Here is a 23,916-nt window from a genome sequence, read left to right on the forward strand (position 1 = left end):
GAGTCACCATGCCGATCCGAGGCCTGAACCACGCCGTCCTCTGGGTCCGCGACGCCGCCCGCAGCAGCGCCTTCTACGTCGACGTCCTGGGCTTCCGCGCGGTGCACACTTCGGACCGCGCCGTTTTCCTCCAGGCCCCCGACTCCCACAACGACCACGACCTGGGCCTGTTCACCCTCCCGGACGCCACCGCGGCCCCTTCGGGTTCCGTCGGCCTCTACCACCTGGCGTGGGAAGTCCCCACCCTCGCGGACCTCCAGACCTCCCTCGACGCCCTGCAGGCCGCCGGCGCCCTCGTCGGCTCCACCGACCACGGCACGACGAAAGCCCTCTACGCCAAGGACCCGGACGGCCTGGAGTTCGAGATCTGCTGGCTGGTCCCGCAGTCGCAGATCACGGCCGCCGACCGCGCCCACAACGGCCCCTTGGACCTGGCCACGGACATCTCCCGCTTCGGCGCCGACACGCCGGGTGAGTCGGTCCGCATCCCGGCCTGAGGTCAGGCCGCCGGCGAGAGCACGAAGGAGAACCGGCGGATCACCGGAACCCACTTCTGGAAGTGGGCCAGGCGGTCCACCTCCAGCGTGGCCGACGCCTGGGCAAGCCCCCGGTGCATCCGCAGCCAGTCTCGTGCTTCGTCCTCGCTCAGGACGCCGCCGATCGCGTTCCGCCACCGCTCACCCTCACGCCGGGGCTCGCAATCGGCGACGAACTCGGCCCACGTCGCTTCGCTCGAACGGCGGGCCAGACCACCTCGGATCGACCGGCTCACGTCGGCGGGGCCGTCCAGCGCCTTGCCCAGCAGGTGGACCGGCGCGGTCTGCAAGCCGAGCAGCGCGACGACCACCTGGCACTCGCCGGGTTCCCCGTCTTCACCGAGGAACCGCGACGCCTCGGACAGATCCCGGGTCGAGCGGAGCATCCGGTACAGGTTGAGCAGCCGTTTGGCCTCGCGCGGCGTGGCGACCAGCCGGTCCAGCGAGGACAACAGCTCGATCTCCCGGCCGGTGAGCGGACGTGGCGGTTTCACGGCGCGCCCGGGCCGCCGTCGACTGTCCACTTCGGACCGCGCTTCGATGTCCGGAACGGCCTGCTGCACAACGGGCAAGGGCGGCGGCTCGGGCACGGATCGGTCTTCGGTGGTCTGGTCCGAGCTACGGGCCGCCGGAAAGGCCGCGAGCGACGCGGCGGGAGCACTCCGTGACGCCCACTGCGCCGACCCAATAGGCCAGCTGCCCGGTGCATTACCCGGCGGCGCAGCGGCCGGGGCAGCCTCGGCGTTCGCCCATTCGTGGGAATCGGCGTTCACAGCGTGGTGCGCGGACACCGAACGCGGCGGCGGCGACCTCGCCACCGCCGCGCGCTCCTACCAAGCAAGTGACCATTCCGCACACACGGCCGTCAACCGCGCCGGCAAAATGCGGGGACCGCAATAATGGTCAGCGTGCCCGACGTCAAACGCTGGAACACCGGCCAGCTCGACGAAATCTTCCAGACCGCACAACAACGGCTCCAAGCCCTCACCCACTCCGGTGGCGACTTCGGCAAGGTGGCCCCTGTCGCGGACTGGTCCGGCCCAGCCGCAGACAATGCGAACTCCGCTCACCGCGACCTCATGGTCCGCGTCGACAAGCTTGCCTCCGGGGCCAGTATCGTCAGCAAATCCATCGGACAGGCCGCCGACGCCATCACCGGTGTCCAGCACGCCATCGCCGGAGCCGAAGAACTCGCCCGCAAACACCGCTACCAGATAACTGACAACGGCACCGCCACCATCAGGCCGTCGCTCAGCATGAAGAAATGTACGCCAAGTTGCGCACACAGCTCCGCGCGATCGTCCCCGGCCTCAAGTGGCGCCAGACCGACGAAATTTCCGGATCCGGCTGCGGAAACGAGTTCGCCACCGTGAACGACGGCTTGCGTACCTTCGATGCAGCCGAACGCGGGCTGCCGAATTGGGTAGCCGACGGAATAATTTCCGTCCCGTAATGGGAAGCCGCGCAGGCCGCAGCCGACGCCATCCTTCGCGCCTACGGTTTCAGCCTTACGGTACGCACCGGATGCCACCCCACAGCCGAGGCCAAGAAGCGAGGAACTCCCACACCTCGACCCACCTACTGACCTTGGGCGGCGCCAGAGAGATCTTAAATCTCTTGAAGCCCGTCGAAGCATGAGCTCGATCAGTGACATTCTCTGGCAGAACGGCCGAAGTTAGTATCTTCCGCGACGCAACGATTAATATTCGCGTTCGATACGGAATATCAGTCGGTGCTACAAGAAAGTTTCATCGGGCAGCCAAGAACGGACCCGTGGCGACGTCGATGCCGCGTGTGAGCGAGTACCTGCACTACTGGCTGACGGAGGTGATCAAGCCCAACCGCGCGCCGCTGACATACGTCAACTACGAGCTGTGCGTCCGGCTCTGCATTAATCCGACATTGGGCAACCAGCGGTTGGACAAGCTCGGCGTGCGTGACGTACAGAAGTGGATCAACGTCAAGGACGAGCGGAGAGACGAGAAGCGCCGCCGGTGCTGCGCGCTGAGCGCCCGCCTGTGCTACAAGGACGCACCGTCGCCACGGACTCGACATTCGTGCGTGCCTGCGGGCGGCGCTGAACCACGCCCTCCGCGAGGGGCTCATCAGCCGGAACGTCGCAGACCCGGTGACGCTCCCGACCGTGCGCAAGCGCAGGCGAACGGTGTGGACCAGCGAAGAGGCCCGAAAGTTCCTTGAGTCGGCCCGCGATGCCCGTGACCCGATGTACGCCGGCTACGTGCTCGCCGTGGTGCTCGGTCCGCGTAAGGGCGAAATCATGGGGCTCACACGGGGAGCGCTCGACTTCGGCAACGGCGAGTTGGCCATCAGTCACCAGCTCCGGCGTGCCGGCGGCGAGCTCCTTTATCGCGACACGAAGACGGCCGCTTCGGACGACACCCTGCCGCTGCCGTCCATCGTCGTCGCCGCATTGGAGAAGCGCCGGCGGGAGCAGCGCGCGGACCAGCGGGTGCTGAGCCGGCCTGGCACCCGAACGACCTGGTATTCACCACGAAGTACGGGCTGCCGATCGACCCCCGGAGCTTCAACTGGCCCGGGAACAACCGGGTCACGCGCTGCGGGGTCCGGAAGATCACCGTTCACGATGGCGGGCGGTCCTGAGGCACGCTGCTGGTCGACCTGGACGTGCACCCTCGGGTGATCATGCGCATTTTGCGGCGCGCGCAGTTCTCGATGACGATGGAGATCTACTCGCAGGCGTCGTCGAAGAAGACGCGGGACGCGCTCAAGCGCCTTGGCGAGAGCCTCGATGAGTAGGGCCACTGCGGTACTTTGCTGCTATCAGGGCAACAAAAAAGGCCGCCCACTTTACTGTGGACGGCCTTTGACCTGCTGTGGAGCTGAGGGGAATCGAACCCCTGACCTTCTCGATGCGAACGAGACGCGCTACCAACTGCGCTACAGCCCCTCAGAGGCGTGAGCCCCTTGTTCAGTGCTCGTAGAGCGTATCAGCTACCCCAAGAGCACCGAACGCGGGGGGTCACTCCCCGACCGCCCGGCGGTACGGGCTGGTCCCGGGCTCGTCGAGCTCCTCGAAGGCCGGGTCTTCGTCGTCGAGGTCGACCACGACGGCCTGGCGGCGGATGCGGGACATGGGTGACGGCTTGCGTTCCACGATCTCGCGGGGCGTGGGGGAAACGACCTCGACGTGGTCGTCTTCTTCCGAAGCGACCGGAGCCGGAGCGGAGGCCGCAGCGGCGGGACGCTCCGTACGGCGCGGTGCCGGAAGGGGCTCCCGAGCTTCCCGTACCTCCCGCGAATACCGCGCCATGCGCCGCTGCCGGATGTCGTTTTCGATGCGGACCTGGCGGCGCAGGTACGCGAGGTACCCGACCAGGATCACGTCCACGACGGCGTTGCCCCACCACACCACGGACATCACGAAACCCGCGAAGGCGGCCGACGCGACGGCGAGGATCAGCAGGATCACCACGATCCGCTGACGGAACGCGTACTTCGCCCGCGCGGCGATCTCCGCCGCCTCCGGGTCGAAGCCGCCGCGGCCGGGGCGGTAGCCGGGGCGCGAGCGGGCGGGCTCGTCGCGCACGTCGGCCGCCGGCTGGGGCAGCGGCTCGGGTTCCGGTTCTTCCTCTTCGAGGTCGGCGTCGAGCTCCGCCTCGAGTTCGGCGAGGTCGTCCTCCACCGAAGGTTTCGCACTTTCGGACACGGCGAACTCCTCCTGTCCTTCGTTGCGAGCTCCCCCGCTGCGCACGACGCGCGCTGCGAGCGCGGACGACGGCGTCCGTGCGACCTGCTGGCGCTTGCGAGCCACCATGGGCACGAGAACGACGAGCCATGCCGCGGCGAGCGCGACGATGATCACCGAGCTGGGCATCTCCCGTCACCTCCCCCGATCCTCTGCTGTAGTCACGCTAGCCACAACAGTCACACAGGAGACGCAGACTCGCCGGTTCCGATCACGAAATTGCCTCACCGGATTAGGTGAATCTCACAGTATGTGGTAACGCGTGATCGGGACCGGACCCGTAGTCACCATCAGAGCAGGTCGGCGCGTCCCATGGCCACGAGACGGGAGACGAGACCGTCGCCGATCTCCTCTTTCGTCACGGCGAAGCAGAGGTGGTCGCGCCAGGCGCCGGCGACGTCGAGGTAGCGCTCGAAGAGGCCCTCCTGCCGGTAGCCGGCCTTGGTGAGGACGCGGATGCTCGCGTTGTTCTCCGGCCGCACGGTCGCCTCGAGCCGGTGCAGGCCGGCGGCTTCGAAGGCGTGATCCGTCACGAGGGCGACCGCCGCTGTGGCGACCCCGCCACGCACGATGTCCGACGACACCCAGTACCCGATCCAGGCCGATCGCAGCGAGGCGCGGATGACGTTACCCACCGTGATCTGGCCCGCGAACTTTCCGTCGACCGTGATCGTGAACGGCAGGCACTGCCCGCGTCGCGCGAGCCCTCGCAGGGCCGCCCACTGCGAGGGCCACGACCAGAACGCGTTGCGGTCGGGCCACGGCCCGATCCCCGTCGGCTCCCACTGCTCGAGGTGGTCGCGGTCGCGCAGGCGGATGCGGCTCCACTCGCCGGCGTCGCGCAGCCGCACGGGCCGCACGCTGACGACCCCGGCCGGCACGCGCAGCCCACCGAGCTTCGCGGGCCAGCCCGGATGGCGGCTTTCGACCGGGTACGAGTACGAGCCCACTACGCCCGCTGCGCGAGGAACGTGACCTTCACCTGCTCGCCCGCGGCCACCTCGGTGAGGTCCTCGTCCACGGTGATCAGGCAGTTCGCCTCCGCCAGCGACGCCAGCAGGTGCGCACCCGACGTGCCGAGCGGCTGCACGAGGTACTCGCCGTTGGCCTCGTCGCGCAGCAGCTGGCCACGCAGGTAGCCGCGCCGGCCCTTCGTCGACGTGATGGGCGACAGCAGCCGCGCGCCGACGATGCGCCGGTGCGGGTTGCGGGTGCCGCGCGCGGCCCGGATCAGCGGCCTGACCAGCACCTCGAACACCACCAGGGCGCTCATCGGGTTGCCGGGGATGAGGAACGTCGGCACGGAGTCCGGACCGAGCCGCCCGAAGCCCTGCACCGAGCCCGGATGCATCCCCACGCGCGTCATGTCGATGTGGCCGAGGTCGGACAACGCGGCGTGCACCTCGTCGCCCGAAGCGCCGCCGGCACCGCCGGCGACCACCACGATCTCCGACATCAGCAGCCGGCCCTCGACGATCTCGCGCAGCCGCTTCGGGTCGCTCGGCACGATGCCGACGCGGCTCACCTCGGCGCCGGCGTCGCGGGCGGCCGCGGCCAGCGCGTAGGAGTTGACGTCGTAGACCTGCCCCACGGACGGTGTGCGGTCGACGTCCACGAGCTCGTCGCCCACGGACACGATCGACACCCGCGGACGCGGGTAGACCAGCACCTTCGCGCGCCCGACGGCGGCGAGCAGGCCCACCTGCGCAGACCCGATGGTGTCGCCCTTGCGCACCGCGACGTCGCCGATCTGCACGTCTTCGCCCGCGCGGCGCACGTACGCCGCCGACGGCACGGATTTGTGCACGGTGAGCTTGGCCTGGTGCCCGTCGGTGTAGGCGGTCGGCACGACGGCGTCGGCGAGCGTCGGCAGCGGCGCGCCGGTGTCCACGCGCACCGCCTGGCCCGGCTGCAGCCGCCGCGGCTGGCGGGAGCCGGCCTGGATCTCGCCGACCACCGGCAGCTGCACCGGCTCCTCGCCGGCGGCGCGGACATCGACGCTGCGCACCGCGTAACCGTCCACGGCGGCTTGGTCGAAGCCGGGCAGGGCGTGCTCGGCGACCACCTCCTCCGCGCACAACAGGCCCTGCGCCTCGGAGATGGCCACGCGGACCGGCCGCGGCCGGACGGCGGCGTCCAGCGTCAGCGCGATCTGCGCGTCGACAGAGCGCAGCTCCGCCTCCGCGGGTTCCGGGGCCTCTTCGGCCGGAGCAGCGTCGAGGGAGTCCGTCATGGGCGTTCGGTCCCGATCCGTTCGGTCAGCCACGTCCGTAACGATGGCCCGTATTCGGGCGTTTCAAGCGCGAAATCGACGGCGGCGCGCAGGAAACCACCCGGATTCCCCAGGTCGTGTCGTCCGCCGCGGTGCACGACCACGTGGACCGGGTGCCCTTCCTTGATCAGCAGGGCCACGGCGTCGGTCAGCTGGAGCTCGCCGCCGGAGCCCGGCTCGATCCGGCGCAGCGCGTCGAAGATCGCCCGGTCGAGCAGGTAACGCCCGGCCGCCGCGTAGGTCGACGGCGCGTCTTCCGGCCGCGGCTTCTCGACCATGCCGTGAACTTGCTTCACGTCGGGGTCGTCGGTGTCGGAGACGTCGAACACGCCGTAGGGCGAAATCTGCTCCTTGGGGATGTCGAACGCGCAGAGCACGCTGCCGCCGTGCTGCGCGCGCACCGCCGACATGCGGTTGAGCACGCCGGTGGGCAGGACGAGGTCGTCGGGCAGCAGCACAGCGACGGCTTCGTCCTCGTCGGTCAGGTTCGGCTCGGCCTGCGCGACGGCGTGGCCCAGCCCCAGTGCCTGCTCCTGGATGGCGACCTCGACGTCGAGCAGCCCCGGCCCGCGGCGCACCTTCTCGAGCAGCTCGGTCTTGCCCTTGGCCTCGAGCGTCTTCTCCAGCTCGGGCTGCGCCTCGAAGTACTTGACCACGGCGTCCTTGCCGGGCGAGGTCACGATCACCAGGCGTTTCGCCCCCGCGGCCGCGGCTTCGCTCGCGACGAGCTCGATCCCCGGCGTGTCGACCACGGGCAGCAGCTCTTTCGGTACCGCTTTCGTGGTCGGCAGGAACCGAGTCCCGAGTCCGGCCGCAGGCACGATGGCTGTTCTGAACGTCTGGGAGGTTGAGGCGCCCGTCATGGGCGCAAAGCCTAACGTGGTCGCATGCGGGCACCGGGCAATGAGCACCTGAGCAAGGCGGAGTGGCGTGCACGAGTTCTTCAGGCGCGCTCCTCGGTGAGCCCTTCGCAGCACGCGGCGGAGGCCGAGGCGCTGGCTTCGGCGGCCGCTTCGGTCGCGGCGGGGACGGTGTGCGCGTACGTGCCGTTCGACACCGAACCGGGGTCCGTTTCGCTGCTCAACGCGCTGGTCAAGGCCGGTTCGCGGGTGCTGCTGCCGGTGATCCCCGACGTCGTCGGGCCGCTGGATTGGGCTGTCTACACGGACGAGTCGACGCTCGTGCCCGGCCGGCTGCGCGGCATCCTCGAGCCGTCGGGGCCGAGGTTGGGCGTCGACGCCGTGTCGGAGGCCGAGGTTGTGCTAGTGCCCGCGCTCGCGGTGGACCGCCGCGGGGTGCGGCTCGGACGTGGCGCTGGTCACTATGACCGTTCGCTCACTTCGGGCGACGCGGACCGGTTCGCGGTGGTCCGGGCCGAGGAGCTGGTGGATTCGCTCCCAGGTGAGGCTCACGACGTCCCGATGACCGGGGCACTGACCCCCGCCGGGCTGGTCCGGTTGCCCACTGTCGCAGTGATGTGAGCCAGGGGGAATTGCGCACGGGGAATGCCGTCCAGCACAATTGGGTTGGCACTCTTGTCTCACGAGTGCCAGTGCATGAAGGAGCTCCAGTGCCCACGTACCAGTACGCCTGCAAGGAATGCGACCACCGCTTCGAGGCCGTGCAGTCCTTTTCCGACGCCAGCCTGACCGTCTGCCCCCAGTGCTCCGGTCCGCTGCGCAAGGTCTTCAGCTCGGTCGGCGTGGTCTTCAAGGGCAGCGGGTTCTACCGCACCGACTCGCGCGACTCGTCGAAGTCCTCGACCACGGCCGCCACGCCGGCGAAGTCCGAGACCAAGACGGAGACGAAGAGCGAGTCGAAGACGGACTCTTCATCGTCCTCCTCGACCACGACGAAAACGGCTTCGACCGCCTCCTGACTCCCTGGGTTATCCACAAGGGGGTAGTTGTCCACAGGTCGCGGAAGTTCCTCTTTCCGCTGGTCACCACCGTCCCTAACGTCGGTTTCGTGCGGCACCGCGCTGCACGGGAACCGACGAGGGGACGACCGTGGACACCCTGCTCAACCGCCTGACCGATCTGCACTTGCTGCGCGGCAGGCGCGCCCGGCTGCTTCGCCGGTTCCTGGCCGCGGCTCTGCTGCTGGCCGGCTTGCTCGTCCTTCTGCACCCCGCTTCCGCTCGTGGTGCACCTTCCACAGCCACCGTGGTGGCCGCGCGGGATCTGCCCGCGGGCTCCGTGCTGCGCGCCGCCGATCTCCGGCTGGCCGACCTTCCCGACGATGTCCGGCCCGTCGGCGCGCTCGACGACGTCGGCGCGGCCGCGGGCCGACTGCTGTCCGGCGCCGCGCGGGCGGGTGAGCCGCTGACGGACGTCCGCCTGCTGGGAACGGCCCTCCCCGCCAAGGGGGAATCCGGCACGGTCACCGTCGCCGTGCGCCTCGCCGACGCGGGCGTCGCGGAGCTGCTGCGGCCGGGCCAGCACGTCGGCGTCGTGGCGGCTCCCGATGCCACGCACACCGCCGCTGAGCTGGTGAAGGACGCCACGGTCGTCACAGTGCACCGTCCCGAAGGCGGGAGTCAGGGGGTGATCGCACCCGACAACGGCCCGTTGGTGCTCCTCGCGCTGCCCGTGAGCGTTGCCACCGAGGTCGCCGCGACGTCGCTGGAACGACCGGTTACGGTTACTCTCCGCTAACCCGTCCCTGTTCCGATGGGCGACGGCACCCCCCTTAGAACTCTCGAGGAGTGGCACATGCTGAAGGGCTTCAAAGACTTCCTGATGCGCGGAAACGTCGTGGACCTCGCGGTCGCGGTCGTGATCGGCGCCGCGTTCACCGCGATCGTCACCGCGTTCACCAACGGCTTGATCAAGCCGCTGATCAACGCCATCGGGGGCAGCGATGCCGCGCAGGGCCTCGGGTTCTACATCTTCGATTCGAACCGCGGGACGTTCCTGGACTTCGGGTCCGTGATCAACGCGGCGATCAACTTCGTGATCGTGGCCGCGATCGTGTACTTCCTGTTCGTGCTGCCCGTGAAGCACCTTCAGGAGCGCCGCAAGCGCGGCCAGGAACCGGGTCCGGCGGAGCCCACCGACGTCGAGCTGCTCACCGAGATCCGTGACCTGCTGCGTGCGCAGGCCACCAAGTCGGACGTCTGAGGGTCAGCGGTCGTGGTGCGGTGGCCGGTTCTCCAGGTACCAGGAGTCCGGGGTGTCCCCGTTCAGGCCTCGCTCGTCCGAGGTGGTCTCGGGCAGCACGTCACCGAAGATCTCGTCGACCCGGCGGCGCTCGGCCGCGGTGTCGCGGGGGCGGCGTTCTTCACGTGGCATGCCCCCATCGTCCCACCCGCTGTTTGACAACTGCAGAGAGAGACGCGAATCGCCTGGCCCACGTGGTGACGGGCCAGGCGCGGCGGCGGGCGCGAGAGGGGTTCAGACCTCGTCGAGGCCGGAGAGCTCGTCGATCACGTGCGGCACGAGCGACGACAGGGTGGCCATGCCGTCGCGCACCGCGGCCCGCGAGCCGGCGAGGTTGACGACCAGCGTGCTGCCCGAGACGCCCGCGAGGCCCCGGGAGATGCCGGCGTCGACGGCGCCCGCGGCGAGGCCCGACGCGCGCAGCGCCTCCCCGATGCCCGGGATCGGCCGGTCGAGCACGCCGGCCGTGGCGTCGGGCGTGCGGTCGCGTGGCGACACGCCGGTGCCGCCGACGGTGATCACGAGGTCGGCACCGCCGATCACCGCGGTGTTGAGCGCGTTGCGGATGCCGGCGGTCTCGGCCTCGACCACCACGACGCCGTCGACGATGAAGCCGGCCTCTTCGAGCAGCTCGGTGACGAGCGGTCCGGTGTTGTCCTCGTGCTCCCCGTGGGCGACCCGGTCGTCCACGATTACCACGAGGGCCCGGCCCAGCCGCTGTGCGCTCCGTTCCATGCCGACACCGTATCCGGTGACGGCACCCGCCCGCCGCCGTGGGCGGGTGATTCCTGACGATTCGGTGACGTGGTCCGGCGGGAACGGGCGTGGTCCGGTCCGCGCGCCTTAGCGTCGGCAGGGTGCGAGTACTGATCACCGGTGGAGCCGGGTTCATCGGGTCCCACGTCGCGGACCAACTGGCCGACGCGGGCGACGAGGTCGTGGTGCTGGACACCCTCCTGCCCACCGCCCACGGCACGGCCACGCCGCCGGAGTACACGGGCCGCCACCGGTTCGTGCGCGGCGACGTCACGGACCCGGACGAGGTCGCCGAGCTGCTCCGGGGCGTCGACGCGGTGTGCCACCAAGCGGCCGTCGTCGGGCACGGCGTCGATCCGTCGGACGCGCCGTCGTACGCGCTGAACAACGATTACGGCACGGCGGTGCTGCTGGCCGGGATGCACGCGGCCGGGGTCCGCAAGCTCGTGCTGGCGTCGTCGATGGTGGTCTACGGCGAGGGCCGCTACTCGTGCCCGCGCCACGGGATCGTGCCGCCTTCCCCGCGGCGGCAGTCCGATGTGGACGCCGGACGGTTCGAGCCCAGGTGCGGCGAATGCGGCGCGGAGCTGCACTGGCAACTTGTGCCCGAAGGTGCACCACTTCTGCCCAGGAGTACTTACGCCGCAACGAAACTGGCGCAGGAGCACCTCGCCGGAGCGTGGGCGCGGCAGACGGGCGGCACGGTGTGGGCGTTGCGCTACCACAACGTGTACGGCCCGCGCATGCCGCAGAACACGCCGTACGCCGGAGTGGCGTCACTGTTCCGTTCGTCGCTCGAGCGCGGCGAGGCGCCGACCGTGCTGGAGGACGGGCGGCAGCAACGGGATTTCGTCCACGTGCACGACGTCGCCCGCATCAACGCCTTGGCGCTGCACGCCGAAGGGCCGAGCGGGGACCTCACGCCGCTCAACGTCTGCTCGGGTGACCCGCACACGGTGGGCGACCTCGCACGGGAACTGGCGCGCGCGTACGGCGGTCCGGAGCCGCGGATCGTCGGTGGCGCGCGGCCCGCGGACGTGCGGCACGTGGTCGCCGACCCCGCTCTGGCCAGGAAATTGCTGGGATTCACGGCGGAAACCACGTTCGAGGAGGGCATCACCTCGTTCGCCACGGCGGAGTTGCGCGCGCCCGTCGGTGCCTGAGGCCCCGCTTGAGACGAAGGTCACTTCCCGGAATTATTTCCTGCCACCGTGATCTTGGTCGTGTGCATGCGGTCCATCGAGGTGGGGAACATCGAGATCCATGCGCTGGCCGACGGCCGGATCCGGCTGCCGGCGCCGTTCTTCCCGGGACTCGACGCGGGGAGACATCCCGGCGCGTTCGCGGAAGACGGCACCGTCCACGTGCCCACGGGCGCGTTTCTCGTCCGCGGCAACGGCCGGACGATCCTCGTCGACGCGGGCCTCGGCCCGCGCGAGATCGAGTTCCCGGAGGGCCTGCGGCCCGACGACGGCGACATGGGCGCGGGCGGCGGCCTGCCCATCGCGCTCGCCGAGGCCGGGTGCCCGCCGGCCGACATCGACACGGTGCTGTTGACGCACCTGCACTCCGACCACGTCGGCTGGTTGGCACCGCAGGGGAAGCCGTACTTCCCGAACGCCACGGTGCTCTACGGCGCGCAGGACTGGGCCGCGCTCGTGGAGCCGGTCGGACGCCACGACTGGACGCGGATCGCGCTGGAAACCGTGCGCAGCCACGGACACCTGCGTGCGCTGAACGGGGACGTGGAGATCGCGCCGGGCGTCACCGCGCGGCACGCGCCCGGCCACACGCCGGGTCACTACGTCGTGGACATTACTGCGGACGACCGTCGCGTCGTGCTGCTCGGCGACGTGCTCCACACGCCGGCGCAGCTGGTCGACTCGAACATCCGGTTCATCAGCGACAGCGATCCCTCGCTCGCGCTGCTGACCCGTCAGCAGTGGCTGCGCCAGGTCGCGGGCACCGACACGATCGTCGCGCCCGCGCACTTCCCGGGGATGCAGTTCTTCCGCGTGACGGCGGAACGGGTCGCGGAGCCGGTGGAGGCCGTCACCGTCGGCTGAGCACGTCCGTCCACTGTGGCCGCTCGGTCAGACGCCCGCGGCGACGTTGGCCAGCGGCAGCCGAACCTCGAACCGGCAGCCGGGGCCGTGGTTGTGCACGCCGATGTGACCGCGGTGGGCTTCGACGAGACCCTTGGCGATCGCCAGGCCGAGGCCACCGCCGGAGGTCGTGCCGCTGCGGTCGGGGGTGCGGGCCTGGGTGCCGCGGAAGGCGACGTCGAAGACACGGCCGATCTCGTCGTCCGGAATGCCGCCGCAGGAGTCGTCGACGGCGAGGATGGCCTGGTCGCCGTCGATGTCGAGCTGCACGGCGACCGTGCCGTCGGGCGGGGTGTGGCGGATGGCGTTGGAGACGAGGTTGCGCACGATCCGGGCGAGCTCGGGGTCGCTGCCGGACACGACCGGCCACGCGTCGGCGTTCTCCAGCACACGCACGCGTTTGCGCTCGGCCACGGGTGACTGGGCGGCCACCGCGTCGCTCACGACGTCGCGCAGCGGCACGGCGGACATGGTGAGCTCCAGCGCGCCCGCGGTGATGCGGGAGAGCTCGAACAGGTCGCCCACCATGCCCGAGAGCCGGGTGGTCTCGCCGCTGATGCGCTGGGCGTAGTCGGCGACCTCGTGGCGTTCGGAAACCACGCCGTCGGCCAGTGCCTCGGCCATGGCCTGGATGCCGGCGAGGGGGCTGCGCAGGTCGTGGCTGATCCAGGCGACGAGCTCGCGCCGCGACGCTTCGGCGGCGCGTTCGCGTTCGCGCGCCTCGCGTTCCCACACGCTGCGGCGCGCGATCACGCGGCCGAGCACGATCGCGGCGGGCACGGTGACGAGGGCGACGAGCAGGCAGACGAGCAGCTCCGTCATCAGGGCCTCGGTGAACATGAAGCCGCTGATGCCGAGCACGCCGACGAGCAGGGCGACCACGGGGATGAGCACGAGCACCGTCATCGTGGTGGCCAGCGAGCGGTTGCGTAGCGCGTAGAGCACCAGCCCGCCCACCGCCGCCACCGGAAGCGCGAACAGCAGCGCGAACGGCAGGATGTGCAGGACGTGGGTGAGCATGTCCAGGGCGGATTCACCGGCGTTGATCATGACTGCTCCCGGTCGTAGCGGTAGCCGACGCCCCAGACGGTGGCGACCCGCGTCGGCTTGGCCGGGTCGCGTTCGATCTTTTCGCGCAGCCGTCGCACGTGGACGGTCACCGTGGACTGGTCGCCGAAGTCCCAGCCCCACACCTTCTCGAGCAGATCGGCCCGGGAGAAGGCCACGCCCGGGTGGCCGAGGAAGAACGCGAGCAGGTCGAACTCGCGCGTAGTCAGCGGCAGCTCCGCGCCGCCGAGGGTGGCCTGGCGGGCGGTCATCTGCAGGCGCAGGTCACCGTCGACGAGCTCGGGCGCGGGTGGCGTGGCGCGGGGCATGCGGGCGCGGCGCAGCACCGAGGCCACGCGCAGCGCCAGCTCCTTGGGGCTGAACGGTTTGGTGACGTAGTCGTCGGCACCCAGCTGGAGGCCGGCGATGCGGTTCTCCTCCTCGCCGAGTGCGGTGAGCATCACGATGGGCACGTGGCTCACCTGACGCAGGCGACGGCAGACCTCGAGGCCGTTGATGCCCGGCATCATCACGTCGAGCACCACGAGGTCGGGGTCGCGTTCGGCGAACAGCGCGAGGCCCGCGGCGCCGTCACCCGCGACGTCGACCGTGAAGCCGGCGACCTCGAGGTAGCGGCGGACGACGTCGCGCACCGTCTCGTCGTCGTCGACCACGAGCACGCGTCCGGCCTGGTCTTCCATGCCTCACCTCACCAGCTCGTCAGAAGAAGATGGTTGACCGCCAATGCGGTCACCGCCTGCCCGGCCAGCCACCAACGGCGGCCGGGTGCGGGCAGCAGGGCCGTCATCGGCAGCAGCCACGCGCCGAACGGTAGCCAGATGCGTTCCACCTCCGCCTTCGACAGGCCGGACACGTCGGCGAACACGATCGTGACCACGGCGGCGATGCCGAGCAGCAGCACCGGGTCGCGCAGCAGGCCGCGGCGCGACTCGGGCAGGAACGCCCCGATGACCCCGCGGCGAGCGGCGGCGACCACCGCCGGGCCGGCAGCGACGGCGACGGCGGCCAGGTCGGCCCACACCCAGTACGAGTATGGCCGAAGCATGGCGATGCCCTGGTAATAGCGCTCGACGACAAGGTGGTAGCCGTCGAGCCACCAGAAGCCGGCGAGCGCGAAGGCGGCCACCACGGCCAGGGCGCCGACCACCGCGAGGGCGGCGGCGCGCCACTGGCGGCCGAGCACGGCGACGGCGAGCGCGACGAGGCCGAGCAGCACGAGGCCGTACGAGAGGAAGGCGCCGTAGCCGAGGAGCACGCCCGCCGCCAGCGCGGAGGGCACGGCGTAGCGGCGGCCGTGGGTGAAGCCGACCGCGGCCAGGGCGAGCAGGGCGATGCCGGTGGCCGTGACGCCGGCGAAGAGGCCGTCGGCGGAGACACCCAGCCAGACCGCGCCCGGGGAGAGCACGGCGAAGGGCAGCACGGCGCGGGCGGCGCTCTGGCGGCCGAGCAGGGCGACCGTGGCCGGCACGGCGACGGCGACGAGGGCGGCGACCAGGATCACCGCGGTCGAGGCCCAGGCGCCGCCGCGCAGGCCCAGGTGGTCGAGCCAGACGAACACCAGCGTCGCGCCCGGCGGGTGGCCGGAGACGTGCGTGGTCCACGAGTTCGGCTGGAAGTCGAGGATGCGGGAGCTGAACTCGCGCAGGAACCGCGGGATGTCCGTGATGCCGGGCACCTCGTGGAGGTACTCCTGCGGAGTGGTCAGGCGGCCGGTGAAGCCACGCGACCAGCCGTCGATCATGGCGAGGGAGAAGATCCAGGCGAGTGACGTCGCGTACCCGGCGGCGAGGGCCCGTCGCCAGGACAGCCGGGACGCGACCGCGGGGCCCCACAGGACCACGGCGGCCGCGACGAGCACGGCGAACACCGAGCCCGGGCCCACGTGGGGCAGCCAGTGCGCGAAGATCGGCGCGGTGGGCGCGTAGATCACCACGCCGGAGTTCGGCCGGTTGTAATAGGCCCCGACGGCGGCCGCGGCGGCGACCAGCACGAGGGCGGCGCCGACCGCGATCAGGTCGCCACGCGCGACGGCGCGGCGGGGCTCGGGTGGTGGCGCGGGCGGCTCGGCGAGCCGGGCGGCCGAAGTCGACTCGCTCATCGACCGCACGATAACCCCGGCCGAGGTCTCTCACGGGCCTGGAAGGGGCAGCCGTGAGAACTCGGTAAGAACTGGGCACGCGTCATGATTCGGTAAGCACCGCAAGGGTTCCCGACCGTCCACTACGGACCTAGCGTACGCCCCGTGAGCGATCTTCAGGTAGACGTCGTGCTCCCGTGCCTCGACGAGGCGGGCGCGCTGCCCGGTGTGCTGGCCGCGCTGCCGGCGGGATTCCGCGCGATCGTGGTGGACAACGGCTCGTCGGACGGCTCGCCCGACGTGGCGGCCGCGCTCGGCGCGAAGGTGGTGGACGAGCCTCGCCGTGGGTACGGCGCGGCCGTGCACACGGGGCTCGAGGCCGCGACGGCGGACATCGTGTGCTTCGCCGACGCCGACGGCTCGCTCGACCTCGGTGACCTGCCGCGCCTGGTGGCCGCGGTCGAAGGCGGCGCTGACCTCGCCGTGGGGCGCCGGGTGCCGACGCACGCGGGCGTGTGGCCGTGGCACGCGCGGGCGGGCAACGCCGTGCTTTCGCTGCTGCTGCGCAGCCGGGGGCTGCCCGTGCGGGACATCGCGCCGCTGCGCGCGGCGCGGCGGGACGCGTTGCTGGGGCTGGGCGTCACCGATCGCGCCTTCGGTTATCCGCTGGAGCTGCTGATCCGCGCGCAACGCGCGGGCTGGCGGGTGCGGGAGTTCGACGTGACCTACGGGGAGCGCGCGAAGGGCACGAAGTCGAAGGTGTCCGGGTCGGTGCGGGGCACGCTGCGCGCGGTCCGCGACTTCGGGCGGGTGCTGGCCCGATGACCTCCCGGTTCTGCGTACTCGTGGTCGCGAAGGCGCCCGTGCCGGGCTTCGCGAAGACCCGTTTGTGCCCGCCCGCGACGGCGCGGCAGGCCGCGGAGATCGCCGCGGCGGCGTTGCTGGACACGCTCGACGCCGTGTGCGCGACACCGGGCGCGCTGCCCGTGGTCGCGATGACCGGCGATCTCGGCTCGGCCGCGCGCGGGAGCGAGATCGGCCGGTCGCTGCGGCGGGCGACGGTGATCGCCCAGCGCGGCTGGGATTTCGGGGCGCGGCTGGCCAACGCGCACGCCGACACGGCGTCGGTGCACGCCGGGCTGCCGGTGCTGCAGATCGGCATGGACACGCCGCAGGTGACGCCGGGGCTGCTGGGTGCGTCGATCGAGCCCGTGCTGCACGGCGTGCACGACGCGGTGCTGGGGCGGGCGGCAGACGGCGGCTGGTGGGGGCTCGGGCTCCGGGACCCGCACCACGCGCAGGTGCTGGCGGGCGTGCCGATGTCGCAAGGGGACACGGGCGTTCGCACGATTCGGGCGCTGGCGGCGGTCGGCGTGTCGGCCGGCCCGCTGCCGGAACTGTCCGATGTGGACACGATGGGTGACGCCGTGCGCGTGGCCGCGGAGGCGCCGAGCGGGCGGTTCGCGGCGGCCGTGCGCGCGGTCGAGGGACGGGAAGTGGCGTGAGGAAACTGAGTACCGGCACGGAGTTCGACCGCGGGCTGCTGGGGCAGCACTGCTGGCTGGAGCTCGCCAACGGTGACCGGGTCGACCTGCCCGTCGACCGCTGGACCGACGGCTGCGACCTGGGCGACTCCGTGCTGCTCGACGCGTGTGACGGCCCGACGCTCGACATCGGCTGCGGCCCGGGCCGGCTCACGGCGGCGTTGGCGAAGCGCGGTGTGGTGGCGCTGGGTGTGGACAGCTCGCCCACGGCCGTGCGGCTGACGCAGGAGCGGGGCGCGGTGGCGTTGCGGCGGGACGTCTTCCTGCCCCTGCCCGGCGAGGGGCGCTGGCACCACGCATTGCTGGCCGACGGGAACATCGGCATCGGGGGCGACCCGGTCGTGCTGCTGGACCGGATGCGGGAGCTGATCGCGCCGGACGGCGACGTGCTGGTGGAGCTGGAGCCGCCGGGGCAGGGCGTGCGGAGGGAGGCCGTGCGGCTGCTGCCGGGTTCGTCGGGGCCGTGGTTCGGCTGGGCGTGGGTCGGGGCCGACGCCATCGCGGAGGTGGCCATGCGCGCGGGGTTCCGCGTGGACTGGACCACGAGCCGGGGACACCGTTGGTTCGCGAGGCTGGAGCGGGCATGACCGAGGAAAAGCGCACCGACGACACCCGGCCGGACGGCAACTGGGCCGAAAGCTCCGTCGACACCGAAGAGCCCGCGGCGTCACGGGAACACCGGCTCACCGCGGCGTGGAAACGCTTCGACGCGCGCGTGTCCGAGGCGCAGGTGCGGTTCGGTGAGCGGGCCGCGCAGGCGCGGGCGGGTGCCGCACGTGCGAAAGGCCGGGCGGAGCAGGCGAAAGCACGCGTGGACGAGCGAATCGAGAAGCTGCCGATCCCGCGTGAGGAGCAGTTCAAGGGCGGGGCGCACGGCGAGCGCGTGACGGCGCGGATCGGCGCGCTGCTGGGGCTGGCGTTCCTCATCTGCTTCGTCACGGGCCTGCTCAGCCACCTGATCCAGCACCCGCCGGGGTGGTTCTTCTGGCCGAGCCGCCCGGTGTGGCTGTACCGCCTGACGCAGGGCGCGCACGTGATCTCGGGCATCGCGGCGATCCCGTTGCTGCTGGCGAAGCTGTGGAGCGTCTTCCCGAAGCTGTTCGAGCGGCCGTTGGTGAAGTCGTTGCCGCACGCGCTGGAGCGGGTGTCGATCCTGGTGCTGTCGGGGTCGGCGTTCTTCGAGCTGAGCTCGGGGTTGCTGAACGTCGCGCAGAACTACCCGTGGAACTTCTACTTCCCGGAAGTGCACTACGCGGTGGCGTGGGTGGCGATCGGGTCGGTGGTGGTGCACGTGGCGGTGAAGCTGCCGATCGTGCGGCGGGCGCTGACCCGCGAGACGGTGCCGGCAGAACAGCCCGCGACGACGCCGGAAGCACAGCCCGAAGGACAGCCGGCGAAGAAGGCCGCGAAGAAGCCGGTCTACGGGTTCACCCGACGCGGTTTCCTGCGGACCACGTGGATCGCGACGGGCGTGGCGGTGCTGTCCACCGCGGGCGCGACGGTGCCGTGGCTGAAGGACGTCTCCGGGCTGTCGTGGAAGACCGACAAGGGCTTGCAGAAGCTGCCGGTGAACCGCACGGCCGTCGCGGCGCGCGTGACGCGGACAGCCGTCGACCCGAACTGGCGGCTGTCGGTGGTGACGCGGGGCGGGACGAAGCAGTTCACGCTGGCCGACCTCCGGGCGCTGCCGCAGGTGAGCGCCGATCTGCCGATCGCGTGCGTGGAGGGCTGGAGCCAGATGGCGAGCTGGCGCGGGATCTCCTTCCCGATGCTGCTGCGCGCGGTCGGGGCCGAGCCCGGCGCGGAGGTGCGCGTGTCGTCGCTCGACAAGACCGGCCTGTACGGCGCCAGCACGCTCCCGGGCGAGCACACGGCAGACGACCTGACCCTGCTGGCGCTGGAGCTCAACGGCGAGGTGCTCGACGTCGACCACGGCTACCCGTGCCGGGTGATCGCGCCGAGCCGTCCGGGCGTGCTCCAGACGAAGTGGGTCGAAAAGCTGGAGGTGCTGTGAAGGTCATCCGGATCCTGCTCGCGCTGGCGGGCCTGGCGGCGCTGGGCTTCGGCGCGTCGCTGTTCGTCGACTACGCCGCCCCCGCGTGGCCGGAGAGCATCAAGACCGTGCTGTGGATCGGCGGCGGCCCGATCGTGAACGACGCCGTGTTCGCGCCGGTGGCGGGCGGCCTCGGTCTGCTGCTCTCGCGCGTCCTGCCGGCGGCGTGGCGGGCGCCCGTGCAAGTGGGGGCGGTGCTGACGGCCGTGCTCGGGTTCATCGCGTTCCCGTTGCTGTGGCGCACCTACGGCGTCATCCCCAAGCCGGGCCTGCACGACGGCAACACGTGGGCCGGGCTGCTGCTGACGCTGGCGGTGGTGTGGGCCGTCGTGATCCTCACCGGAGTGGCCCGCATGGTGCTCGCTCGCCGGAAGCCGCGCCGTCCCGCGCCGGAGAGCGTCGCCGCTCAGTAAGCCGGGAAACGCCGGAGACCTCTCCGTACCGCCTCCGACTCGGTACGGAGAGGTCTCCGTGCGGGGTGTGAGGTGCCCACAGGTTGCGCGAGCCAAACATCAATTGCTCACGAATTTTCCTTGGTGGACAAAGAGCCTGGTCACAGTGTTGGGATTCGCTGAGGAATCTTCCGGACAACGCGGCCGGCCGCGCCTGGAGCGCTCGGAGCCGAGTGCGGCCCCCACCGCTCGAGGGGACCGAATAGCCGTGCCTACCTTGGCCGGCCAAGGGTTCTTCGAGTCGCCGAGCACATCGGGCCGCGAAGCCCGGGACCGCGCGCTGGACCGGCACCGACCGGCAACCGCAGCGAGGTGGTCGGCCCGAGGCTGTGGAAGCCCCGGCAACGCAGACGACCACGCGTGGCGCACTGCAAGCCGGGTGCTGCCGTGCCGCTCACGGTGACCGACGAAGGTGCCGGCCGAACTTGCCGGCCAAGGATTCTTCGAGCCGCCGAGCGCATCGGGCCGCGACGACCCCGGACCAGCTCGTGGAGTTCCGCCGCACGCTGGTCCCGGCGGCGATCGCCGCAAGGCCGTGCGTCCGTGGGCTGTCGAAAGCCCCGGCAACGCAGACGGCCACGCGCGACCGGCATCGAGTGCCCGGTCGCGCGTGGCCTTCAAGGGTCCGGCCCCTGCCCAGGGGGTCGAGCCGTGGCTGGTCTCGGCCGCGCACTGCGGCCGAGCGATCAGTTCGCCGGTACCGGCTGGCCGCCGAGGGTCACCTGCAGGGTGCGGCCGTCGGAGAGGGTGAACGTCGCCTTCTCGTCGGGGGCGCGGGTACGGATGGCCGCGATGAGAGTGTCGGCGCTGTCGATGGTGCGGTCGTCGATCTTCGTGACGATGTCGCCCGACTTGAGGCCGGCCTTCTCGGCGGGGCTGCCCGGCGTGATGTCACCGAGCTGAGCGCCGCCCTGCGGAGCGTCGGCGACCTTGGCGCCGATGAACGTCTGCGTGGCGTGGCCGGTCTTGATGATGTCGTTGGCCGTGCGGCGCGCCTGGTCGATCGGGATGGCGAAACCGATGCCGACGTTGCCGCCCTGAGCCTCGCCGCCCTGGCCACCCTGCCCGCTGTTCGGGCTGTAGATGGCGGAGTTGATGCCGATGACCTGGCCGTTCATGTTCGCGAGCGGGCCGCCGGAGTTGCCGGGGTTGATCGCCGCGTCGGTCTGGATGGCGTCCATGACCGTGGTCTGGTCGGTCTCGTCGCCGCCGGCCTGCACCGGCCGGTGCAGGGAGCTGACGATGCCGGAGGTGACCGTGCCGCTGAGCTCGAACGGCGAGCCGATGGCGACCACTGGCTGGCCGACGCGCAGGTCGTCGGACCGGCCGAGCTCGACCGGGGTCAGGCCGCTGACGTTGTTGACCTTCACCACGGCGATGTCGGTCGTCGGGTCGCGCCCGACGACGCTCGCGGCGGCCTTCTTGCCGTCCTGGAACACGGCCTGGATCTGGCCGCCGTTGGCGGCGACCTCGACCACGTGGTTGTTGGTCAGGATGTAGCCGTCGGTGCTGAGCACGAACCCGGAGCCCTCACCCGCGGCCGTGCGGCCGGAGACCTGCAGCTCGACGACGCTCGGCGACAGCTTCTGCGCCACGGACTCGACGGAGCCGGACGGCGCGTTGCCCGTCTGCTGCGCGGGCTTCGGCTGGTCGAGCGCGTTGACCGACGGACCGGACGAGCCGCCCGTGAGGTAGCCGACGGTGCCGCCCGCCACGCCGCCGATGACGAGCGCGATCGCGGCGACGCCCGCCAGCAGCTTGCCCGGGCCGGACTTCTTGGGCGCGGGGGCCGGGGAAACGCTGTAGGTACCCGGAGCGGCGTACTGCTGCTGCGTCGTGCCGCCGGTGGGCGGGTACGGGTTGTTGTAGCCCATCGGACCGGTCTGCGCGCCCTGCGCGGACCACGGGTTCGCCGTGGCGTACCCGGGGTTCTGCTGCTGCGCCTGCTCGGCGTACGTGGGCTGCTCACCGGAAGCGGGCGCGGGTGACGCGCCGGGGGCGGTGGGCTGACTCCAGGCCGCCTGACCCTCGGTGCCCGGCTGGGCACCCGGGTTCTGGCGACCCGCCGCGGAGTCGTGCGCGTGGGGGTCGTTCTCGGTCATGTCCTCACCTAAGCGGCCGGGCCTGAGAGGTTCCTGAGCCGAACCTGTGTTTCGGAGATGAGTATGCCGCGCCCGGTACTCAGCCCACCGCGCGAAGCCGCTCCGCGATCTGCTCGGGCGTCGCGTCGTTGATCCACACGGCCATGCCGGACTCGGAACCCGCGAGGTACTTGAGCTTGTCCTTGGCCCGCAACACGGAGAACAGCTCGAGGTGCAGCCACGCCAGGTCGCGGTCACGGCGCACGGGTGCCTGGTGCCAGGCGGCGATGTAGGGCAACGGGCGGTCGTACAACGCGTCGCAGCGGCGCAGCACGTCGAGGTAGACGCGGGCGAAGTCGTCGCGCTCGGCGTCGGTCAGCGCGGGGATGTCGGGCACCTGGCGGTGCGGCACGACCTGGATGTGCACCGGCCAGCGCGCGGCCGGCGGCACGAACGCCGTCCAGTGCTCGCCTTCCACCAGCACGCGCGCGCCGGACTTCCGCTCGGCCGCCAGCACGTCGCCCATCACCGCGCGGCCGTGTTCTTCGCGGTACGCGCGCGCGACGTCGAGCATCCGCTCGGTTTTGGGCGTGACGAAGGGGTAGCCGTAGATCTGCCCGTGGGGGTGCGAGAGCGTCACCCCGATCTCTTCGCCGCGGTTCTCGAACGGGTAGACCTGCTCGACGCCCGGAGTCTCACCCAGTGCGAGCGTGCGGTCGGCCCACGCGTCCACGACCAGACGCACGCGTTCGGGGCTCAGCTGGGAGAACGAGCCGCCGTGGTCGCTGGAGAAGCACACGACCTCGCAGCGCGCGCGGCCCGGCGCCGTCGGCACGAGGCCGAGCTCGTCCACAGTGGACGGGTCGCCGTGCGCGTTCTGGGAGAACGACGGGAACCGGTTCTCGAACACGACCACGTCGTAGCCGGGCTCGGGGATCTCGGTGGGCCGCCCCGGCGTCGTCGGGTCGAGCGGGCACAGGTCGGCCGGCGGCTTGTACGTGCGCGTCTGCCGGTGCGCGGCCATGGCGACCCACTCGCGGGTCAGCGGGTCCAGGCGGATCTCCGACGCGGCGGCCACCGGCGGGAGGTCGCGGGTGTCCTCGGCGGTGCGCTCGTGCTCGCCGTCGTGGTCGAAGTAGATGATCTCCCGGCCGTCCGCCAGGTGTCGCAAGGTGCGTTTCACGCGTCTTCTGCCTCGAGGTTCTCCGCCGTTTCGGCGATCATCAGTTCTCCGACCCGCTCGGTGAGGCTCTCCCTCGCCGAGTCGGGAAGTCCGTCGTCGGTCACCACCACGTGGGCCTCTTCGAGGTCGGCGATCGTGGAGATGCCGACGGTGCCCCACTTCGTGTGGTCGGCGAGCACCACCAGCCGCCGGCCGGCCTCCACGAGCGCGCGGTCCGTCTCGCTCTCGGTGAGGTTCGGGGTGGTGAAACCGGCACCCTCGGCCATGCCGTGCACGCCGAGGAAAACGAGGTCCAGGTGCAGCGAACGCAGGCTGTGCACGGCAACCGGGCCGACGAGCGCGTCGGACGGCGTGCGCACGCCGCCGGTGAGCACGACCGTGCGGTCGGGCTGCGTGGACGCGCGCAGCACGTCGGCGACCTGGATGGAGTTGGTGACGATGGTGAGCCCCGGGATGGGGTCGAGCGCGCGGGCCAGCGTCCACGTGGTGGTGCCGGCGGACAGGCCGATCGCGGTGCCGGGCTTGACCAGGCCGGCCGCGAGGTCGGCGATGGCCTCCTTCTGCGCGCGCTGGCGCACGGACTTCGCCTCGAAGCCTGGCTCGTCGGTGCTCTTGCCGACCACCGAGGTCGCGCCGCCGTAGACCTTCTCGACCAGGCCGCGGCCGGCCAGCACGTCGAGGTCGCGGCGCACCGTCATGTCGGACACGCCGAGGCGCGCGACGAGGTCACTGACCCGGACCGCACCGGTCCGGCGCGCCTCCTCGAGGATCACCGCCTGTCGCTGACGTGCGAGCACCCGCCACTCCTCAAGCACGAACCATCAACCACACAAAATCCTACACGATCAAACATGCGGTGTGCGGAACGTGCCATCCGAGACGTCCCCCGGACGGGCGAGGA

General features: G+C 71.2%; 29 protein-coding genes and 1 tRNA gene. 15 read left to right on the top strand and 15 right to left on the bottom strand.

The window, feature by feature from the left end; genetic code table 11:
- Positions 1–8: 8 nt before the first annotated feature.
- A complete protein-coding gene (locus tag AB0K15_RS13855) occupies positions 9–497 on the top strand; it encodes a VOC family protein (protein ID WP_364049256.1) in 489 nt (162 codons plus the stop codon).
- A gap of 2 nt (positions 498–499) precedes the next feature.
- On the opposite strand, the gene AB0K15_RS13860 is transcribed toward AB0K15_RS13855, so the two are convergent.
- Both AB0K15_RS13860 and AB0K15_RS13865 read right to left on the bottom strand, forming a co-directional pair.
- Positions 500–1,126, bottom strand: a complete 627-nt coding sequence (locus tag AB0K15_RS13860) for a hypothetical protein (protein WP_364049258.1) — start codon at positions 1,124–1,126, stop codon at positions 500–502.
- Between the two features lie 240 nt (positions 1,127–1,366).
- Positions 1,367–1,741, bottom strand: coding sequence for a hypothetical protein (locus AB0K15_RS13865; protein ID WP_364049260.1), 375 nt, complete (start codon positions 1,739–1,741; stop codon positions 1,367–1,369).
- A 59-nt stretch (positions 1,742–1,800) separates the two neighbouring features.
- Between AB0K15_RS13865 and AB0K15_RS13870 the strand changes: the two genes are divergently transcribed.
- From AB0K15_RS13870 to AB0K15_RS13880, 3 genes are all read left to right on the top strand, one after another.
- A complete protein-coding gene (locus tag AB0K15_RS13870) occupies positions 1,801–1,989 on the top strand; it encodes a hypothetical protein (protein WP_364049262.1) in 189 nt (62 codons plus the stop codon).
- Positions 1,990–2,321: 332 nt separating this feature from the next.
- Positions 2,322–2,735 carry an N-terminal phage integrase SAM-like domain-containing protein gene (locus AB0K15_RS13875; protein ID WP_364049934.1) on the top strand — a complete coding sequence of 138 codons (414 nt, stop codon included), beginning with the start codon at positions 2,322–2,324 and terminating at the stop codon, positions 2,733–2,735.
- Positions 2,680–3,198, top strand: a complete 519-nt coding sequence (locus tag AB0K15_RS13880; protein ID WP_364049264.1) for a hypothetical protein — start codon at positions 2,680–2,682, stop codon at positions 3,196–3,198. The genes AB0K15_RS13875 and AB0K15_RS13880 overlap by 56 nt, the downstream gene beginning before the upstream one ends.
- A 194-nt stretch (positions 3,199–3,392) precedes the next feature.
- Here AB0K15_RS13880 and AB0K15_RS13885 read toward each other — a convergent pair.
- From AB0K15_RS13885 to AB0K15_RS13905, 5 genes are all read right to left on the bottom strand, one after another.
- A tRNA-Ala gene (locus AB0K15_RS13885) sits at positions 3,393–3,465 on the bottom strand.
- Positions 3,466–3,537: 72 nt separating this feature from the next.
- Positions 3,538–4,392, bottom strand: a complete 855-nt coding sequence (gene glpR / locus AB0K15_RS13890) for a gephyrin-like molybdotransferase receptor GlpR (protein WP_364049266.1) — start codon at positions 4,390–4,392, stop codon at positions 3,538–3,540.
- A gap of 161 nt (positions 4,393–4,553) precedes the next feature.
- A complete protein-coding gene (locus tag AB0K15_RS13895; protein WP_364049268.1) occupies positions 4,554–5,213 on the bottom strand; it encodes a GNAT family protein in 660 nt (219 codons plus the stop codon).
- Positions 5,213–6,496: a gephyrin-like molybdotransferase Glp gene (gene glp / locus AB0K15_RS13900; protein WP_285972270.1), complete on the bottom strand. Its 1,284-nt coding sequence runs from the start codon at positions 6,494–6,496 to the stop codon at positions 5,213–5,215. Before glp ends, AB0K15_RS13895 begins: the two co-directional genes overlap by 1 nt.
- Complete coding sequence (locus tag AB0K15_RS13905; protein WP_364049271.1) at positions 6,493–7,398, bottom strand: UTP--glucose-1-phosphate uridylyltransferase; 906 nt, start codon at positions 7,396–7,398, stop codon at positions 6,493–6,495. The genes glp and AB0K15_RS13905 overlap by 4 nt, the downstream gene beginning before the upstream one ends.
- A gap of 24 nt (positions 7,399–7,422) precedes the next feature.
- Here AB0K15_RS13905 and AB0K15_RS13910 point away from each other — a divergent pair, with 24 nt between their 5' ends.
- The 4 genes from AB0K15_RS13910 (at position 7,423) to mscL (ending at position 9,657) form a co-directional block, all read left to right on the top strand.
- Positions 7,423–8,016, top strand: coding sequence for a 5-formyltetrahydrofolate cyclo-ligase (locus AB0K15_RS13910; RefSeq protein WP_364049273.1), 594 nt, complete (start codon positions 7,423–7,425; stop codon positions 8,014–8,016).
- 89 nt (positions 8,017–8,105) lie between these two features.
- Entirely contained in the window at positions 8,106–8,414 is a 309-nt protein-coding gene (locus tag AB0K15_RS13915) for an FmdB family zinc ribbon protein (RefSeq protein WP_364049275.1), read from the top strand.
- A 130-nt stretch (positions 8,415–8,544) separates the two neighbouring features.
- On the top strand, positions 8,545–9,192 hold the full coding sequence (locus AB0K15_RS13920) for an SAF domain-containing protein (protein ID WP_364049277.1): 648 nt from the start codon (positions 8,545–8,547) through the stop codon (positions 9,190–9,192).
- Between the two features lie 57 nt (positions 9,193–9,249).
- Positions 9,250–9,657 (top strand): large-conductance mechanosensitive channel protein MscL, encoded by a 408-nt coding sequence (mscL, locus tag AB0K15_RS13925; RefSeq protein ID WP_364049279.1) that lies wholly within the window; start codon positions 9,250–9,252, stop codon positions 9,655–9,657.
- Between the two features lie 3 nt (positions 9,658–9,660).
- On the opposite strand, the gene AB0K15_RS13930 is transcribed toward mscL, so the two are convergent.
- Together AB0K15_RS13930 and AB0K15_RS13935 are read right to left on the bottom strand one after the other, a co-directional pair.
- Positions 9,661–9,828, bottom strand: coding sequence for a hypothetical protein (locus AB0K15_RS13930; RefSeq protein WP_364049281.1), 168 nt, complete (start codon positions 9,826–9,828; stop codon positions 9,661–9,663).
- 102 nt (positions 9,829–9,930) lie between these two features.
- A complete protein-coding gene (locus tag AB0K15_RS13935; protein ID WP_220244409.1) occupies positions 9,931–10,431 on the bottom strand; it encodes a MogA/MoaB family molybdenum cofactor biosynthesis protein in 501 nt (166 codons plus the stop codon).
- Positions 10,432–10,553: 122 nt separating this feature from the next.
- Here AB0K15_RS13935 and AB0K15_RS13940 point away from each other — a divergent pair, with 122 nt between their 5' ends.
- Together AB0K15_RS13940 and AB0K15_RS13945 are read left to right on the top strand one after the other, a co-directional pair.
- Positions 10,554–11,615: an SDR family NAD(P)-dependent oxidoreductase gene (locus AB0K15_RS13940; protein WP_364049283.1), complete on the top strand. Its 1,062-nt coding sequence runs from the start codon at positions 10,554–10,556 to the stop codon at positions 11,613–11,615.
- Between the two features lie 48 nt (positions 11,616–11,663).
- The gene (locus tag AB0K15_RS13945) at positions 11,664–12,518 is read left to right on the top strand and encodes an MBL fold metallo-hydrolase (RefSeq protein WP_364049285.1); all 855 of its coding nucleotides are present in this window, start codon (positions 11,664–11,666) and stop codon (positions 12,516–12,518) included.
- 27 nt (positions 12,519–12,545) lie between these two features.
- Here the strand turns inward: AB0K15_RS13945 and AB0K15_RS13950 are convergent, their stop codons facing one another.
- From AB0K15_RS13950 to AB0K15_RS13960, 3 genes are read right to left on the bottom strand one after another with little or no spacing between them, the layout of a single operon-like run.
- The gene (locus tag AB0K15_RS13950; protein ID WP_364049287.1) at positions 12,546–13,607 is read right to left on the bottom strand and encodes a HAMP domain-containing sensor histidine kinase; all 1,062 of its coding nucleotides are present in this window, start codon (positions 13,605–13,607) and stop codon (positions 12,546–12,548) included.
- Positions 13,604–14,305: a response regulator transcription factor gene (locus AB0K15_RS13955; protein WP_285972281.1), complete on the bottom strand. Its 702-nt coding sequence runs from the start codon at positions 14,303–14,305 to the stop codon at positions 13,604–13,606. The genes AB0K15_RS13950 and AB0K15_RS13955 overlap by 4 nt, the downstream gene beginning before the upstream one ends.
- Positions 14,306–14,313: 8 nt before the next feature.
- Positions 14,314–15,723: a hypothetical protein gene (locus AB0K15_RS13960; protein WP_364049290.1), complete on the bottom strand. Its 1,410-nt coding sequence runs from the start codon at positions 15,721–15,723 to the stop codon at positions 14,314–14,316.
- Positions 15,724–15,867: 144 nt separating this feature from the next.
- On the opposite strand from AB0K15_RS13960, the gene AB0K15_RS13965 reads away from it, so the two are divergent.
- The 5 genes from AB0K15_RS13965 to AB0K15_RS13985 are packed head-to-tail and all read left to right on the top strand — an operon-like array spanning position 15,868 to position 19,712.
- Positions 15,868–16,527, top strand: coding sequence for a glycosyltransferase family 2 protein (locus AB0K15_RS13965; protein ID WP_364049292.1), 660 nt, complete (start codon positions 15,868–15,870; stop codon positions 16,525–16,527).
- Positions 16,524–17,207, top strand: a complete 684-nt coding sequence (locus AB0K15_RS13970) for a DUF2064 domain-containing protein (protein WP_364049294.1) — start codon at positions 16,524–16,526, stop codon at positions 17,205–17,207. The genes AB0K15_RS13965 and AB0K15_RS13970 overlap by 4 nt, the downstream gene beginning before the upstream one ends.
- Entirely contained in the window at positions 17,204–17,833 is a 630-nt protein-coding gene (locus AB0K15_RS13975) for a class I SAM-dependent methyltransferase (RefSeq protein ID WP_364049296.1), read from the top strand. Before AB0K15_RS13970 ends, AB0K15_RS13975 begins: the two co-directional genes overlap by 4 nt.
- Complete coding sequence (locus AB0K15_RS13980; protein WP_364049298.1) at positions 17,830–19,260, top strand: molybdopterin-dependent oxidoreductase; 1,431 nt, start codon at positions 17,830–17,832, stop codon at positions 19,258–19,260. Before AB0K15_RS13975 ends, AB0K15_RS13980 begins: the two co-directional genes overlap by 4 nt.
- Positions 19,257–19,712 carry a hypothetical protein gene (locus AB0K15_RS13985; protein WP_364049300.1) on the top strand — a complete coding sequence of 152 codons (456 nt, stop codon included), beginning with the start codon at positions 19,257–19,259 and terminating at the stop codon, positions 19,710–19,712. The genes AB0K15_RS13980 and AB0K15_RS13985 overlap by 4 nt, the downstream gene beginning before the upstream one ends.
- A gap of 725 nt (positions 19,713–20,437) precedes the next feature.
- On the opposite strand, the gene AB0K15_RS13990 is transcribed toward AB0K15_RS13985, so the two are convergent.
- The 3 genes from AB0K15_RS13990 to AB0K15_RS14000 all read right to left on the bottom strand — a co-directional run bounded on the left by AB0K15_RS13990 (position 20,438) and on the right by AB0K15_RS14000 (position 23,812).
- The gene (locus tag AB0K15_RS13990; RefSeq protein WP_364049302.1) at positions 20,438–21,853 is read right to left on the bottom strand and encodes a trypsin-like peptidase domain-containing protein; all 1,416 of its coding nucleotides are present in this window, start codon (positions 21,851–21,853) and stop codon (positions 20,438–20,440) included.
- A gap of 79 nt (positions 21,854–21,932) precedes the next feature.
- The gene (galT, locus tag AB0K15_RS13995) at positions 21,933–23,015 is read right to left on the bottom strand and encodes a galactose-1-phosphate uridylyltransferase (RefSeq protein WP_364049304.1); all 1,083 of its coding nucleotides are present in this window, start codon (positions 23,013–23,015) and stop codon (positions 21,933–21,935) included.
- Complete coding sequence (locus AB0K15_RS14000) at positions 23,012–23,812, bottom strand: DeoR/GlpR family DNA-binding transcription regulator (protein WP_360593821.1); 801 nt, start codon at positions 23,810–23,812, stop codon at positions 23,012–23,014. The genes galT and AB0K15_RS14000 overlap by 4 nt, the downstream gene beginning before the upstream one ends.
- Positions 23,813–23,916: the final 104 nt, after the last annotated feature.

Source organism: Amycolatopsis sp. NPDC049253 (genome assembly GCF_040678995.1).
Taxonomy (GTDB): domain Bacteria; phylum Actinomycetota; class Actinomycetes; order Mycobacteriales; family Pseudonocardiaceae; genus Amycolatopsis.

Excerpts from the sequence above, each read along its gene's own strand:
- AB0K15_RS13935 (WP_220244409.1), bottom strand. The coding sequence starts at position 10,431 with ATGGAACGGAGCGCACAGCGGCTGGGCCGGGCCCTCGTGGTAATCGTG.
- AB0K15_RS13955 (WP_285972281.1), bottom strand. The coding sequence starts at position 14,305 with ATGGAAGACCAGGCCGGACGCGTGCTCGTGGTCGACGACGACGAGACG.
- AB0K15_RS13990 (WP_364049302.1), bottom strand. The coding sequence starts at position 21,853 with ATGACCGAGAACGACCCCCACGCGCACGACTCCGCGGCGGGTCGCCAG.
- AB0K15_RS13870 (WP_364049262.1), top strand. The coding sequence starts at position 1,801 with ATGTACGCCAAGTTGCGCACACAGCTCCGCGCGATCGTCCCCGGCCTC.
- AB0K15_RS13855 (WP_364049256.1), top strand. The coding sequence starts at position 9 with ATGCCGATCCGAGGCCTGAACCACGCCGTCCTCTGGGTCCGCGACGCC.
- AB0K15_RS13960 (WP_364049290.1), bottom strand. The coding sequence starts at position 15,723 with ATGAGCGAGTCGACTTCGGCCGCCCGGCTCGCCGAGCCGCCCGCGCCA.
- AB0K15_RS13950 (WP_364049287.1), bottom strand. The coding sequence starts at position 13,607 with ATGATCAACGCCGGTGAATCCGCCCTGGACATGCTCACCCACGTCCTG.
- AB0K15_RS13970 (WP_364049294.1), top strand. The coding sequence starts at position 16,524 with ATGACCTCCCGGTTCTGCGTACTCGTGGTCGCGAAGGCGCCCGTGCCG.
- glp (WP_285972270.1), bottom strand. The coding sequence starts at position 6,496 with ATGACGGACTCCCTCGACGCTGCTCCGGCCGAAGAGGCCCCGGAACCC.
- AB0K15_RS13980 (WP_364049298.1), top strand. The coding sequence starts at position 17,830 with ATGACCGAGGAAAAGCGCACCGACGACACCCGGCCGGACGGCAACTGG.
- AB0K15_RS13875 (WP_364049934.1), top strand. The coding sequence starts at position 2,322 with ATGCCGCGTGTGAGCGAGTACCTGCACTACTGGCTGACGGAGGTGATC.
- AB0K15_RS13910 (WP_364049273.1), top strand. The coding sequence starts at position 7,423 with ATGCGGGCACCGGGCAATGAGCACCTGAGCAAGGCGGAGTGGCGTGCA.
- AB0K15_RS13930 (WP_364049281.1), bottom strand. The coding sequence starts at position 9,828 with ATGCCACGTGAAGAACGCCGCCCCCGCGACACCGCGGCCGAGCGCCGC.
- mscL (WP_364049279.1), top strand. The coding sequence starts at position 9,250 with ATGCTGAAGGGCTTCAAAGACTTCCTGATGCGCGGAAACGTCGTGGAC.
- glpR (WP_364049266.1), bottom strand. The coding sequence starts at position 4,392 with ATGCCCAGCTCGGTGATCATCGTCGCGCTCGCCGCGGCATGGCTCGTC.
- AB0K15_RS13905 (WP_364049271.1), bottom strand. The coding sequence starts at position 7,398 with ATGACGGGCGCCTCAACCTCCCAGACGTTCAGAACAGCCATCGTGCCT.